The sequence below is a fragment of the Butyrivibrio sp. Su6 genome (assembly GCF_900108105.1).
Taxonomy (GTDB): domain Bacteria; phylum Bacillota; class Clostridia; order Lachnospirales; family Lachnospiraceae; genus Butyrivibrio.
In genome coordinates this window covers 1-13,818 of record NZ_FNUR01000015.1, presented here as the reverse complement: position 1 = coordinate 13,818, position 13,818 = coordinate 1, and the positions used below count along the sequence as shown (strand labels likewise).

The window sequence follows — 13,818 nt, the reverse complement described above, 5'->3', positions numbered from 1 at the left end:
ATTCATCAATAGCTTAATGCTATAAACAAGTATAGCGGCGGAGGTGTTTATTTACTATTCACTTATTTCACAAATATTTTACAATTCATTAGCAAAACTGACTAGCAATCAGGCGACTTTTCCACAATTCTGAAATATTGACGAAGAATCTAAAAATTCTATATGCAATTTGACCATTGCCTATTCGTGATAAAAGACTACCTGACCTGCTCCACGAGCTTTCGACTCTGTTAAAGCCGCTTTTGATGCAGCGAGAAGATTAGAGTATTTTTTACCATCTTTAGGAGCCACAGCTCCGCCAACACTCAAGTAAACTACTCCATCTTCATTTCCCTTCATGGTCTTGAAATCATGCGTGAGCATTACCATTGAATCAACTTGCTTTCTGATATCCTTTCCGGCACTTATATCTTTCATAAAAACAACAAACTCACCGTTGTCAAATGCGCCGACAACATCTGACACCCTGTATTTTTCAGATAGCTTTTTGGCAAAACCAACAATAACTGCATCAACACTATCTTCACCTTTTGCTATTCGCAGATCTTTTAGTCCATTAATATCGATAAGGAACATCAGGCCATATTTTCCCTCTGAGGAATCCAGATAAGAATTAATCTGTCTTTCGGTTGATTCTTCAGTCAAAAGACCTGTCTTGGTATCTCTGTCCTTCTTGTTTCTGTTTCTTTTGCTAAAAAATGTAGCTATAAGATGTCCCAAAAACAGACTTACGCAGAGAAGTACAAGAAGCACCATAACCCAAATATACATAGCATAATAATCATGAAGAGGCTCATCTAAGGCTCTGTTCATGTTCCTATAGCTGATAAGAGCTACGAGCGCACCTCCGGAAAGAGGCGCCGGTACTGTAATGATGTACCCGTAGTTAGGCATTTCTTCAAAAAATGGATTACGCTGAGCTATAGCATGCTGGAATTTGTTCTGATCAGAACCTTCCGGCAAAGCCTCCCAGATAAAATCAATGTCCGCATCATTATTGCGCAGTCTTTCTCCATACTCTGTAAGGATATGTCCTCTGACAGCAACCCACGCGCCGTAGTCGATAAGCTCCTGTTTTTCAAATATTCCTTCTGATAAACTCTCGATATTGAGAATAGATATAAGATACCCTTTGTTTTCTTGCGATAAATTCAATCCATTTACAAAGGCAACGCTTCTGCCACCAAAGGTATCTTCATTGATAACGAGCACGCCGGAGCTTCCAACATCAAATCCTCCGATAACCTGCTCAAAGAAACTATAATCAGATAAATCTACAGTTTTTCCGCGCTCATTATACCCTGCGCCTTCAGAATCACATATAAAAGATGTGTTGCTGTCGGTGCTATTCACTATATGCTCAAGCCAGCTCGTAATCACATTTTTATCTGAAACAAGATCATAGCCGGCAAGAGCCTTAGTACAGGCATCCTGATAATCACGGATCCTTATGTAATTTATATCTTTTTGGTACATCAATGAAGAAAGTTCTGAAGAGACTGTCTCATTAACATACGTGGAAATGCCATCTCTTAGCACTTCCCTGTAAGATTTAAAAACAATCCCCATAAAAACCGCAAACATAAGCACTATTGTAGCGCATGTTACCAGAGCTTTCTTCATTTGTCACCTCTAATCAAAAAAAGACAATCAGTTCTGCTCTTCCTCATCAAGCTTTTTGATAGCCGCATCGAGTTCTTCCTCTTCAGAAAGACTTTCTTCTTCCGGCTCAAAGCGCTTGAATGTTCCATTGTAGAGCATTGCATTTAAATAACTTGGTCCGGCAAATCCCAAAAGTATCAGTACCGGAACAGCTTTTAAGTCAAAGAAATAAAATACTACAAGCGGAATTCCAGAAATGATAGTCATAAGAATTGTCTTTGGGAAAGCAAGTATTGCCATAAGCAAAGAATTCTTTAAGGTTGCTGCATTTGTATTTACAAACTTGGAAAGGATTGGAAATACGTAAAGTGAAACCATATAAAGGAATGCACTCAGCGCAATGATCGCATATCTGTAAATTCCACTTAAATTATTCAGGATAAAGAAATCCAAAACAAGGATTCCGGCTATCGCAAATTTAATGATCTGAAGGATCATTCCCTGCTTAAAGTTCTCTTTGAAGGATCTGAAGTAGGTCTTTGTAATATAACTGTCTTCATCTCTTACGATTTTCAAAAGAACAAAATGCATAGCAGTACATGCAGGTCCTAAGATACTTGAGCAAATAATTCCAAATATCCATGCCCATAATACTGCGCTAAGGAAGTAGTTGTAATCAAGTTCAGCTCCATCAAAAAGAACCGGACCAAGTGCCGGGCCAAGGAAAAGAACCTGCTCAAAAATAAGTGGTATGGCAAATATCAAAGTAAGGATATTTACCCACATAACATCTGCGAGTCTTGTAAGAGCTCGCATCAAAGGACTCTCTAAATCAAAAATTTTTCCCATAAGTTAACTCCTCAAACAAAGCTTCATTGGTGTGAATCTGATGCCGTCGGCCGTCATTTCTTCAGCGACATCCTTAAATCCCCTTTTGTGGTAAAAACCAACAGCAATCGGTGCAGCATTGACTGTCAGTTCATCCACCCCCTCTTCTTCAAGAGCATACTTCGACACATATCTTACAAGCGCAGTCCCAATGCCATAATCATGGTAATCCCCGTCTACAAAAAGAAGTGATATGTGTTTCCGTTCTCTAAGAGAAATCATTCCAAGATATTTATCGTTATAAACCGCAACAAAAAGTTGATATTGCCCGGCGATAAACATCTTTCTGAGCATATCGTCATTTACAAAATTTCTGAAATTGGTTATTCCTTCTTCAGAATAATCAGGGGCGTCAAACCTTGCAAAAGTATCCCATGCAAGTTTCATCGCCCCATCCCAATCAGAATGGTAAGCACACCTTACCATTATTTTTGATCTGTCAATTTGCAGTGCCACTCTTTAACACTCTCATAATCCAAGCATACTGATCTTCGTATACTTTTTCTCTTCCAATCTCCTGCTGAAGTTCATGACGCATTCCGTCATAAATCTTAAGCTCTACATCTTTGATCTCAAGTTTATTTTTGTAAATATCGTAAAGTTTGCTAAATGCTTCTCCGTAACTTCCAACAGGATCTTCAGCACCACCTGTAATGAGAATAGGAAGGTTCTTAGGGATATCTTCCATTCTGTCAACATCCTGAATTCTTGTCAGAAGTTCAGCCATAGTCTTGAATCCGTTAAGAGTGAAAACGAAGTTACATCTTGGATCAGCAACATATTTATTAACGCTTTCTTCATTGTGTGAAAGCCAGTCAAACTTTGTCTTGTGATCAGGGATCTTCTTTAAATATCCCTTAAATGCCATGTTATTGATCATCTCAGAACGATACTTTGTTCCAAAAATAACCTGTAAAACACTTACCAAAGTGCTCAAAGACTTAACTGTTCCGCTTGGCATAGCAGCAGTTCCCTGAATTATCGCACCATTTATACCTGTGCCATAGCGTGTGATGTACTCTCTTGCCACAAAAGATCCAAAGCTGTGACCAAGGATAAATACCGGAACTCCCGGATACTCTTCCTGAGTCATCTTCTTTAATCTGTGAGCGTCACGTACAAGCACCGTTGCAGGGTCGTCTTTGCAAAAGAAACCATAGGTACCCTTTCCGGCTGCAACAGATCCGCCATGTCCTAAATGATCGTTCCCCATTACAAGTATGCCTTTTTCTGCCAAAAAGTTCGCAAACTCTTCATAACGATCAATGAATTCCTGCATTCCATGAATGATCTGCAAGATAGCTACCGGCTTATCTTCAGGTATCCATCTGACTGCATGGAGCATGGTCTGTCTGTCCCTTGATTTGTAAGTCAATTCCTCTTTGCGTACCATTGGAAAAACCTCCCCATAATTGTTTGTATACTTATATGATACCATTTATTCCAAAGCTTCGCTCGAAAATCATATTATCAGCAGATTTCTGCTCCTGATGGCATATCTTTTTCAGGTGTCATAAGGGCAAGATTTCCTTCTGCATCCTCTGCGCAAAGAAGCATTCCCTCTGACATTACTCCTGCAAGCTTAGCAGGCTTAAGGTTTACAAGAACCATTACCTTCTTGCCGACCATCTCTTCAGGAGAATAGTACTTTCTGATTCCTGATACGATCTGTTTAACCTGGCTTCCGATCTTAACCTGTGAACAAAGAAGCTTCTTGGACTTCTCAACTGCTTCACATTTGATGATTTCACCAACCTGGAACTGCATTGCTCCAAACTGGTCAAAAGTAATCTCTTCTTTTGCAGGGATATCAATAGCCTCTGCCTTCTCGCTCTCCTGTGCCTTTACAGGAGTTGCCGGAGCAAGTCCTGCCTTAGCAAGGTTCTTTGCAGCTTCAGCCTGTGTTCTCTCAAACTCTTCCTTCTGCTTCTTGGTTATCTCTGCAGCCTTCTCAAGGACATCCTTTAAATCCTTACGAGCAAAAAGCATCTCTGGATTCTCAGTAACTTTTGTATCATTCTTGCAAACGCCAAATGTACCAAGAGTATCAAAATCTCTATCAGGAGTATTAAGCTGCTCTTTTATCTTCTGTGCTGTCTCAGGCATAAATGGATCAAGAAGAGCTGCGCCAATTGAAATAGCTTCTACAAGGTTATAAAGAACTGTTGATAATCTGTCCTTTTTGCTCTCGTCTTTTCCAAGTACCCAAGGCTCTGTCTCATCAATGTATTTATTGCATCTCTTGAACAGTGCAAATATCTCTGTAAGTGCATCTGCAACTCGAAGCTCATCCATCTTTGCTTCTACTTTTGCATAGCATCCTGTTACAACAGCCTTAAGATCAGCATCTACTGCCTCTGTAACGTTCTTGTCAGCCACAACGCCGCCAAGATACTTATTGCTCATAGCAATAGTACGGTTTACAAGGTTTCCAAGTGTATTTGCAAGATCTGAGTTGAATCTTTCTACTAAAAGCTCCCATGTGATAACACCATCATTATCGAACGGCATCTCATGAAGAACAAAGTACCTTACAGGGTCTACGCCAAAGAGACTAACAAGGTCATCTGCATAGATAACGTTGCCCTTTGACTTACTCATCTTTTCACCGCCCTGAAGAAGCCATGGATGACCAAATACCTGCTTAGGAAGTGGCTCACCAAGTGCCATAAGGAAAATAGGCCAGTAAATTGTATGGAATCTTATAATGTCTTTTCCAATAAGATGAAGGTCAGCGGGCCACCACTTTTTGTACTCTTCTGAGCTGTTACCGTCAGCATCATAACCGATTCCTGTGATATAGTTTGTAAGGGCATCAAGCCATACATATACTACATGCTTTTCATCGAAATCAACTGGGATTCCCCATTTGAAAGACGTTCTTGAAACGCACAGATCCTGTAAGCCCGGAAGAAGGAAGTTGTTCATCATCTCATTCTTTCTTGATGCAGGCTGAATAAACTCAGGATGTGTGTTGATATACTCAATAAGTCTGTCAGCATATTTGCTCATTTTAAAGAAATATGCCTCTTCCTCTGCAGGATGAACAGGGCCGCCGCACTCCGGGCACTTTCCGTCCTTAAGCTGAGACTCTGTATAGAAAGCCTCACACTCAGTACAGTACATTCCCTTGTATGATCCCTTATAAATATCGCCCTGATCATAGAACTTTTTGAATATCTTCTGAACCTGTTTAACATGATCATCATCTGTTGTTCTGATGAATCTGTCATATGATGTATCCATGAGGTTCCAAAGACCCTTTATTGTGTCTGAAACCTGATCTACAAATTCCTTAGGTGAGCTGCATCCTGCCTCGATCGCTCTTGTCTCGATCTTCTGTCCGTGCTCATCTGATCCTGTCTGGAAATGAACATCAAATCCATCTCTTCTCTTATATCTTGCAATAGCATCAGCAAGCACTATCTCATAGCTGTTTCCGATGTGTGGCTTACCTGATGTATAAGCTATTGCAGTTGTAATATAGTATTTACCCTTATTCTGCATTAAATAAACCTCGTCTTTCTATATCAATTACCAGCACAAAAGCTCATAGCCTGTCTCAGTTACCAAAAGCTCTACTTCCCACTGTGCTGATGGCTTAAGATCTGCTGTATAAACAGTCCAATCGTTGTCCTCATCAATGAATATCTCGTTAGTTCCCATGTTTACCATAGGTTCAATTGTAAATACCATACCCGGAACCATGAGCATTCCTGTTCCCGGCTTACTTACAAAGCTTACAAAAGGTTCTTCATGGAAAGCGTTTCCACATCCATGTCCGCCAATCTCTCTGACTACAGTATATCCATTCTTTAAGGCATGCTGATGAACTGCATTGCCCATATCTCCGATAGGTGTCCATGGCTTAACTGCCTTAAGTCCCTCTTCAAGGCACTCTTTGGTAACATCTACAAGTCTCTTTTTCTCAGGAGAAACATCACCTATGCAAAACATTCGTGATGAATCAGAGAAATAGCCATCAAGTATAGTAGAACAGTCAACATTTATTATGTCGCCATCCTTAAGGATAATATCTTTAGATGGAATTCCGTGGCACACTTCTTCATTAATAGAGGTGCATACACTCTTAGGAAATCCCTCGTAGTTAAGATCTGCAGGGATTCCTCCCATCTTGGTAGTTGTGTTATAAACAATATCATCTATTTCCTGAGTGCTCATTCCGGCATGGATCTTTTCACCGATCTCATCCAAAACAGCCATATTTATGACTGCACTCTTTTTGATACCTTCAATATCCTTTTCAGTTTTGAAAAGACTTCTGTCAGGGATTATCATTCCCTGATGCTCGAACTGTATCAGTTTATCGTCAAAAGCAGCATGGCAACTCTTATATTTTTTGCCACTGCCGCACCAACAGGCATCGTTTCTTTCTAATCTTTTATACATAGCATTCCTTCTTCATAAAAACGATAATTTCACAAGTATAGTATGCCTTTTCAGGCTTTAACTGTCAACTTGCTGTTAACTATCTCCTTAACAGGACTGTTCCTTCTAAGGTAGTCAATCAAAAGATCCGGCATCTCATCAGGAAAGCTCTTTACTGTTTTGCTGTTTCCTATGCACGCATATCCGCCGGTACCTGTAGCTCTGTAATTGCTGGTAACAAGTGTGTATGTCTTATTGTCCTCAAGCTCAGTTCCATCAATCTTCCTTAAAAGAGTAACTCTCTCGCCGAGAGGCTTTGTAATATCCAGAACATACTCAAGTCCTGCATAGAAATCGTAGTTGTAATGCTCGATCTTAGGCTGTAAAAAGATATTTGAAATCTTAAGCTTTCCATCTTCATCGATTTCAAAATATTCAGCACATCTCTCAAGAGCCTGTTTGATTACAGCCTTTGTAACTTCTTTTACCTCAACAGTATTGGAGAACTGGTAAATTCCAAGAACGTCCCTTACTGTTATATCCTTCTTAAGTCCAAGAGGATCATTGGACAGACTAGTGCATGAGAAGTCAGCACCTGTATATTCAAGCTGCACCTGATTAAATATTGCAGCAACCTTACTTCCCTTTATGGCAACTTCAAGCTTTGGCTCAGGATCGATAGCCTTTTCAAGGCATCCGATCGGCTCATCGAGCCATTTCTGAATCTTTGAGTTGAGGTCATCCATGAAATCATGGGCTTTAGCGATTTCAGCATATTTTGCATCAGGTTCTTTTACCGGAACAAGACTTGATGTGATATCCCAGGCACCATCCTTCTTGTCAGCAAATACTTCGCAGTACTTCATAGCCTTTGCCGGTGGCTGAACACCGTAGCTGCCCTCTATGCTGATACCCTCAACAGCCATGTGCTGATGGCCTGTAAGAACAATGTCAAAACCAAGTTCTCTCATGATCTTGCATGCCTGATTCTCTGTAGTATCAGATAAAAGCTCTCCGGATGAAAGATCTTCCTCGAAGCCTCCGTGGTAAATGCAAACTGTTATGTCGCATTTATCCTTCATTATTTCAAGTTCTTTTTTTACTGCCTCAACAGGATCAGAAACCACGAGCTCTGTAAGGTGGTCCTTCTGTTCCCAGACATTAACGTATCCTGTAACAGCTCCTGTGATTCCGACTTTGGTGCCATCCTCAAGTGCATGAATCACATGCTTCTTTATTCCAAGGGCGTTTCTCTTATCCTCTACATTTGCAGAGATAAGTGTTGCATTCATAGCAGTAACAAAATCAAGGATAGCATCATAACCAAAATTAAAGTCATGATTGCCAAGTGTATAGTAATCAAGCCCCATAGCGTTAAAACCTTCTGCTGCAGGGTTGAAATCATATTCGTCCTTATGCTCTAAATAATAGGAAAGAAGAGGTGTTCCCTGAAGGGAGTCTCCTCCATCCAAAATGAGTGTATTTCCGTCTTTGGAAATTTGTGCAGCTATGCAAAAAAGCCCCGCATTCTCGGGGCAATTGGTAGCGTAGTTAATTGGATACACATGTCCATGTGTATCAGATGTAAAAATGATGTGCATTAATTAAAAAATCCTTTCATCTGCTGATTATAGCCTTGAAGTTATCTATATTCTCTGTTATGTTTCCTTTGAATATACTTGATCCAGCTACAATAACATTCGCTCCAGCGTCTATAACTTCTTTTAAATTGTCACAATTGATTCCGCCATCAACTTCCAGATCAGTTGAAAGACCTTTTTCATCTAACATTTGTCTGGTTTTACGGATCTTATCCATTGTTTCAGCAATAAATTTCTGTCCACCAAAACCTGGTTCAACAGTCATTATAAGAATCATTTCAACCTTGTCAAGATATGGAATGAGTTCGTTAACCGAAGTGCCCGGTTTTATGGATAATCCGGCTTTTTTACCATTTTTATGGATTTCATCAATTACTGCCTGTGGATTTGAGGTGGCCTCAAGATGGAAAGTTATAAGGTCTGCTCCGGAATCTACAAAATCCTTTATATACCTGATAGGATCTGTGATCATAAGATGCACATCAAAGACTTTGTCAGTTACCTTTCTTATACTTTTGATAACCGGCATACCATAGGAAATGGATGGCACAAATGTGCCATCCATAACATCAATATGAATATACTCTGCTCCGGCCTTGTCAGCTTCTGTGATCTGCTGTCCAAGCACGGTAAAATCTGCAGATAAAATTGAAGGGCTTAAAATTATCATTACTTAAGGAATTCCTTTACTGATGCGTATACACCCTCGCCGTCAAGTCCATACTTATGAACAAGTTCTGAAGCTGTTCCTGACTCGCCGAATGTATCCTGCATTCCGAGTTTCTTTACAGGAGTAGGTGCAAGTTCAGAAAGTGCATCGCATACAGCGCTTCCAAGTCCGCCTATAACGGAATGTTCCTCAACTGTTACAACTTTGCCTGTCTTCTTGGCAGATGCTGCTACAAGCTCTTTATCAAGAGGCTTGATTGTGCAGATATTGATTACTTCTGCTGAAATGCCATCTTTAGCAAGCATTTCTGCTGCACTTAAAGCTGAATCTACGCAAATTCCTGTAGCTACTATTGTAACATCTTTTCCTTCTCTGACAACATTTCCTTTTCCAATTTCAAATTTGTAATCAGGTCTGTCATTAATGATGCTGCATGCAGCACGGCCAAATCTGATATAAACAGGGCCTTCATGCTCAACTGCTGCACGTACGCAAGCCTTTGCTTCAATGTCATCAGCAGGGCACATAACAACCATTCCAGGGATTACGCTCATAAGAGCGAAATCTTCGTTACACTGATGGCTGGCTCCGTCCTCACCAACTGTGATTCCGGCATGTGTTCCACCAATCTTAACGTTAAGATGAGGATATCCTACTGAGTTACGAACCTGTTCAAATGCACGTCCTGCTGCGAACATTGCAAAAGAACTAACGAAAGGAATCTTTCCTGTTGTTGCAAGTCCTGCTGCGATACCCATCATGTTGCACTCTGCAATACCACAATCAATGTGTCTTTCAGGGAATTTCTTCTGGAAAACTGCTGTCTTTGTTGAAGCTGCAAGGTCAGCATCTAAAACTACAAGGTTAGGATACTCATCACCGAGTTCTGCAAGAGCATTACCATAACTCTCTCTTGTTGCTATTTTCTTTACATCGCTCATAGTGCTGCACCTGTCCTTTCTAATTCTTCCATAGCAAGCTTAAACTCTTCATCGTTAGGAGCTTTGCCATGCCAACCTACCTGATTCTCCATAAATGAAACGCCCTTGCCCTTAACTGTGTGAGCAATGATAGCTGTAGGCTGTCCCTTTGTATTCTTAGCTTCTTCAAAAGCTTTTCTTATTTCATCAAAATTATGACCATCAATGTTGATTACATGGAAGTTAAATGCTTTAAACTTCTCATCGATAGGATAAGGAGAACATACCTTATCAATAGGTCCATCAATCTGTAATCCGTTGTTATCTACGATTACGCAGAGGTTATCAAGTTTTCTGAATCCGGCAAACATAGCTGCTTCCCAAACCTGTCCCTCTTCAAGCTCTCCGTCACCAAGGAGTGTGTATACACGGAATGACTTGTTATCAAGCTTAGCTGAAAGAGCCATACCACAAGCTGCTGAGATTCCCTGTCCAAGAGATCCACTGCTCATGTCAAGACCTGGAAGATACTGCATGCTTGGATGTCCCTGAAGTCTTGAACCAAGTTTACGAAGAGTTGTAAGCTCCTCCTTAGGGAAATATCCTCTCTCTGCCATTACTGAGTAAAGGCCAGGAGCACAATGTCCCTTTGAAAGAACGAAACGATCGCGGTCAGCATTCTTTGTGTCCTTAGGATCGATATTCATTTCTTCGAAGTAAAGATAAGTGAAAATATCTGTTGATGACAGAGATCCGCCCGGATGTCCTGCCCCAGCTGCATGAAGTGCTGTGATAATACTTTTTCTGACTTCATTAGCTGTTTTTTGAAGTTCCTGATTGGTCATAATTATTTTTCCTTTCTATTTTTCTGCCCTCGCTAAGTGATTACTTTTGTCCATAATAAGCATTGGCGCCGTGTTTACGGTAATAATGCTTATCCTGAAGTTCTTGTGGAGCTGGCTTCACTTCCGGATTAATAGTTTCGCACCTATAGGCCATTTTTGCAACCTCTTCTGTAACTACTGCGTTATGAACTGCTTCATGCGCATCCTTGCCCCAGGTAAATACACCGTGGTTTTTGCAAAGAACTGCAGGTACAGCCACAGGGTCTTTTCCCATGCGCTCAAACTCATTCACAATAAGATGTCCTGTGTTCTCTTCGTAAGCAGATTCGATTTCTTCCTTTGTAAGACATCTTACACATGGTATCTCACCATAGAAGTAATCCGCATGAGTTGTTCCATAGCAGGGAATGCTTCTTCCTGCCTGAGCCCAGCTTGTAGCATAGGATGAATGTGTGTGAACAACACCGCCTACTTCCTTAAATGCTTTGTAGATCTCAACATGTGTAGGTGTATCGGATGATGGGTTTAATTTACCCTCAACCTTGTTGCCATTAAGATCCATAACAACCATATCGTCAGGAGTCATGGTATCATAGTCAACGCCACTTGGCTTGATAACAAAAAGACCGCTCTCTCTGTCAATCGCACTTACATTTCCCCAGGTAAAAGTTACAAGTCCATACTTAGGTAACAATATGTTTGCTTCATAAACTTTTTTCTTTAATTCTTCTAACATTTTTCTACGCTCCAATGTTTATTCTATTATCAGACCGCTAATTAATCTTCGTAATTATTGCGATAGGCTTATCAATTTATAACATTACTTTAATGAATCAACTGCTGCTCTCTCTATAGCCAGACCTGCGTTGTAATCTTTCATAAAATCGTCAAAGCCTGCAACATCTTCTTTATTTGGTTCGCAGGTCTCAACCTTTCCGCTTGCAAACACCTTATCAGCAAGATATTTTTCAAGAGTCTCACCATCGTTTTTCTGCATCATGAATCCTGCAAGGATTGCCTGTCCCCAAGGGCCACCCTCTCCAGCTGTCTCCATAAGTTTAATAGGAGTATTGAGCGCTGCTGCCATTACTCTGTCGCCAACGCCTCTTACCTTGAAGAAACCTCCCTGTCCAAAGAAGAAGTCTGCCTTAACATTTTCTTCTTTCATAAGGATGTCATTTCCTGCCTTTAGAGCACCAAGTGCAGTATAAAGATGTGTTCTCATAAAGTTAGAAAGATTGAATTTATCATCAGGTCTTCTCACAAACAGAGGTCTTCCCTCATTAAATCCTGTAATACTCTCCCCTGAGAAGTAGTTGTAAGCAAGAAGTCCGCCGCAGTCAGCATCACCTTCCATAGCTTTGCGGTAAAGTGTTCCATATAATGTGTCATCATCAATGTCTTTTCCGATTGCTCCTGCAAACTCTCTAAACAGAGATACCCATGCGTTGAGATCAGATGTGCAGTTGTTGCAGTGAACCATTGCAACCTGCTCTCCTGATGGTGTTGTAACAAGGTCAAGCTCAGGATATGCCTTTGAAAGGTCATGCTCCAAAACAACCATTGAAAATACTGAAGTTCCAGCAGAAATATTACCTGTTCTAACTCCAACTGAGTTGGTTGCTACCATTCCTGTTCCGGCATCTCCTTCAGGAGGACAAACCGGGATACCAGCCTTCAAATCTCCTGATGGATCAAGCTTTTTGGCGCCTTCTTCTGTAAGAAAACCAGCTCTTTCACCTGCAGGAAGTGACTTTGGAAGGATGTCAGAAAGTTTCCAGTCAAAAGAATATGATGCAACCAGTTCATCGAACTGCTCAACCATCTTTTTGTTGTAATCGCATGTTTTTGAATCAATAGGGAACATTCCGGAAGCATCGCCAACTCCAAGAACTTTTTCTCCTGTAAGCTGCCAATGAATATATCCGGCAAGAGTAGTAAAGAAATCAACTTTTGAAACGTGCTCTTCCTTATTAAGAATAGCCTGATAGAGGTGGGCAATGCTCCATCTCTGTGGAATATGATATCCGAAAACCTCTGTAAGTTTGTCAGAAGCTTCCTCTGTTATTGTATTTCTCCATGTTCTGAATGGCACAAGAAGGTTTCCCTCTTTATCAAATGCCATATAACCATGCATCATGGCAGAAAAGCCCATAGCCCCCACGCCCACCAGCTTAATGCCGTATTTCTTTTCAACATCATCTTTAAGACCCTTATAGCAATCCTGAAGGCCGCCCCAGATATCATCAAGTGTATATGTCCAGATTCCGTTGTCCAGCCTGTTCTCCCAACCATGTGAGCCGGATGCTATTGGATTATAGTCTTCATCTGTTAAAACAGCTTTGATTCTTGTAGAGCCGAACTCGATTCCAAGAAAAGTCTTCCCCTCTTCAATAAGCTTTTTTACGTCACCCATACCTTTTCTCCTTCTACCCCATTCTTTTACTTATATAACTAATATTTTAGTTTTTGGTAAACACAAGATAATTATATACGTATTCGCCTTTTTGTGTATATTTATTTCGCTAATTTTAAAAGAAGTTGCCCCCTTTTCGAGGACAACTTCCCACGGAAGTTTGACAGTCTAGCCTCATAAATCTTAGTTCATCATACCCCTCAAGCCCGCATAAAGACTGATATTTCAGTCTTATTTTTTTGTCAAATTTTATCACTTTATATGTGGCTATATGTAGCTATGTATGGTATAATAAGGGTTGGAGGATATAAGTATGAAACTAACAGTAAGCAAATCCAAAAACTCTGCATCATTCTATGTTCAGAAAACTATCAGAAAGTCAAACGGCTCTGTCACAACTGTTACCGTAGAAAAGCTTGGCAACCTTGATGAAGTAAAGGCAAAAGCCAAAGGGCAGGATCCTTACGCCTGGGCACAGGAATACGTC

The 13,818-nt window shown here is 40.6% G+C and carries 12 protein-coding genes and 1 pseudogene; 1 reads left to right on the top strand and 12 read right to left on the bottom strand.

The features are described from left to right. Positions 1 to 180 precede the first annotated feature (180 nt). The 12 genes from C4S54_RS13925 to C4S54_RS13870 all read right to left on the bottom strand — a co-directional run bounded on the left by C4S54_RS13925 (position 181) and on the right by C4S54_RS13870 (position 13,331). Complete coding sequence (locus C4S54_RS13925; RefSeq protein WP_103870061.1) at positions 181 to 1,623, bottom strand: GGDEF domain-containing protein; 1,443 nt, start codon at positions 1,621 to 1,623, stop codon at positions 181 to 183. A gap of 27 nt (positions 1,624 to 1,650) precedes the next feature. Then, positions 1,651 to 2,451 (bottom strand): YesL family protein, encoded by an 801-nt coding sequence (locus C4S54_RS13920; RefSeq protein ID WP_022772359.1) that lies wholly within the window; start codon positions 2,449 to 2,451, stop codon positions 1,651 to 1,653. A gap of 3 nt (positions 2,452 to 2,454) precedes the next feature. After that, positions 2,455 to 2,877: a GNAT family N-acetyltransferase gene (locus tag C4S54_RS13915; RefSeq protein ID WP_103870060.1), complete on the bottom strand. Its 423-nt coding sequence runs from the start codon at positions 2,875 to 2,877 to the stop codon at positions 2,455 to 2,457. 52 nt (positions 2,878 to 2,929) lie between these two features. Beyond that, positions 2,930 to 3,883: an alpha/beta fold hydrolase gene (locus C4S54_RS13910; RefSeq protein ID WP_103870059.1), complete on the bottom strand. Its 954-nt coding sequence runs from the start codon at positions 3,881 to 3,883 to the stop codon at positions 2,930 to 2,932. 77 nt (positions 3,884 to 3,960) lie between these two features. After that, a complete protein-coding gene (gene metG / locus C4S54_RS13905; protein WP_103870058.1) occupies positions 3,961 to 5,997 on the bottom strand; it encodes a methionine--tRNA ligase in 2,037 nt (678 codons plus the stop codon). A gap of 27 nt (positions 5,998 to 6,024) precedes the next feature. Next, on the bottom strand, positions 6,025 to 6,900 hold the full coding sequence (locus C4S54_RS13900) for a methionyl aminopeptidase (protein WP_103870057.1): 876 nt from the start codon (positions 6,898 to 6,900) through the stop codon (positions 6,025 to 6,027). Between the two features lie 50 nt (positions 6,901 to 6,950). Continuing rightward, the gene (locus C4S54_RS13895; RefSeq protein WP_103870056.1) at positions 6,951 to 8,480 is read right to left on the bottom strand and encodes a bifunctional metallophosphatase/5'-nucleotidase; all 1,530 of its coding nucleotides are present in this window, start codon (positions 8,478 to 8,480) and stop codon (positions 6,951 to 6,953) included. A gap of 16 nt (positions 8,481 to 8,496) precedes the next feature. After that, positions 8,497 to 9,150: a ribulose-phosphate 3-epimerase gene (gene rpe / locus C4S54_RS13890; protein ID WP_103870055.1), complete on the bottom strand. Its 654-nt coding sequence runs from the start codon at positions 9,148 to 9,150 to the stop codon at positions 8,497 to 8,499. Then, the gene (locus C4S54_RS13885; RefSeq protein WP_022772350.1) at positions 9,150 to 10,091 is read right to left on the bottom strand and encodes a transketolase family protein; all 942 of its coding nucleotides are present in this window, start codon (positions 10,089 to 10,091) and stop codon (positions 9,150 to 9,152) included. Before C4S54_RS13885 ends, rpe begins: the two co-directional genes overlap by 1 nt. Beyond that, the gene (locus C4S54_RS13880) at positions 10,088 to 10,915 is read right to left on the bottom strand and encodes a transketolase (RefSeq protein ID WP_103870054.1); all 828 of its coding nucleotides are present in this window, start codon (positions 10,913 to 10,915) and stop codon (positions 10,088 to 10,090) included. Before C4S54_RS13880 ends, C4S54_RS13885 begins: the two co-directional genes overlap by 4 nt. 40 nt (positions 10,916 to 10,955) lie before the next feature. Continuing rightward, positions 10,956 to 11,651 (bottom strand): L-ribulose-5-phosphate 4-epimerase, encoded by a 696-nt coding sequence (locus C4S54_RS13875; protein WP_022772347.1) that lies wholly within the window; start codon positions 11,649 to 11,651, stop codon positions 10,956 to 10,958. Positions 11,652 to 11,735: 84 nt separating this feature from the next. Beyond that, positions 11,736 to 13,331, bottom strand: a complete 1,596-nt coding sequence (locus C4S54_RS13870; protein ID WP_103870053.1) for a xylulokinase — start codon at positions 13,329 to 13,331, stop codon at positions 11,736 to 11,738. Between the two features lie 313 nt (positions 13,332 to 13,644). Here C4S54_RS13870 and C4S54_RS16470 point away from each other — a divergent pair. Next, positions 13,645 to 13,818 (top strand): annotated as a pseudogene (locus tag C4S54_RS16470) (IS1634 family transposase); the annotation flags it as partial.

Excerpts from the sequence above, each read along its gene's own strand:
- C4S54_RS13925 (WP_103870061.1), bottom strand. The coding sequence starts at position 1,623 with ATGAAGAAAGCTCTGGTAACATGCGCTACAATAGTGCTTATGTTTGCG.
- C4S54_RS13920 (WP_022772359.1), bottom strand. The coding sequence starts at position 2,451 with ATGGGAAAAATTTTTGATTTAGAGAGTCCTTTGATGCGAGCTCTTACA.
- C4S54_RS13915 (WP_103870060.1), bottom strand. The coding sequence starts at position 2,877 with ATGAAACTTGCATGGGATACTTTTGCAAGGTTTGACGCCCCTGATTAT.
- C4S54_RS13910 (WP_103870059.1), bottom strand. The coding sequence starts at position 3,883 with ATGGTACGCAAAGAGGAATTGACTTACAAATCAAGGGACAGACAGACC.
- metG (WP_103870058.1), bottom strand. The coding sequence starts at position 5,997 with ATGCAGAATAAGGGTAAATACTATATTACAACTGCAATAGCTTATACA.
- C4S54_RS13900 (WP_103870057.1), bottom strand. The coding sequence starts at position 6,900 with ATGTATAAAAGATTAGAAAGAAACGATGCCTGTTGGTGCGGCAGTGGC.
- C4S54_RS13895 (WP_103870056.1), bottom strand. The coding sequence starts at position 8,480 with ATGCACATCATTTTTACATCTGATACACATGGACATGTGTATCCAATT.
- rpe (WP_103870055.1), bottom strand. The coding sequence starts at position 9,150 with ATGATAATTTTAAGCCCTTCAATTTTATCTGCAGATTTTACCGTGCTT.
- C4S54_RS13885 (WP_022772350.1), bottom strand. The coding sequence starts at position 10,091 with ATGAGCGATGTAAAGAAAATAGCAACAAGAGAGAGTTATGGTAATGCT.
- C4S54_RS13880 (WP_103870054.1), bottom strand. The coding sequence starts at position 10,915 with ATGACCAATCAGGAACTTCAAAAAACAGCTAATGAAGTCAGAAAAAGT.
- C4S54_RS13875 (WP_022772347.1), bottom strand. The coding sequence starts at position 11,651 with ATGTTAGAAGAATTAAAGAAAAAAGTTTATGAAGCAAACATATTGTTA.
- C4S54_RS13870 (WP_103870053.1), bottom strand. The coding sequence starts at position 13,331 with ATGGGTGACGTAAAAAAGCTTATTGAAGAGGGGAAGACTTTTCTTGGA.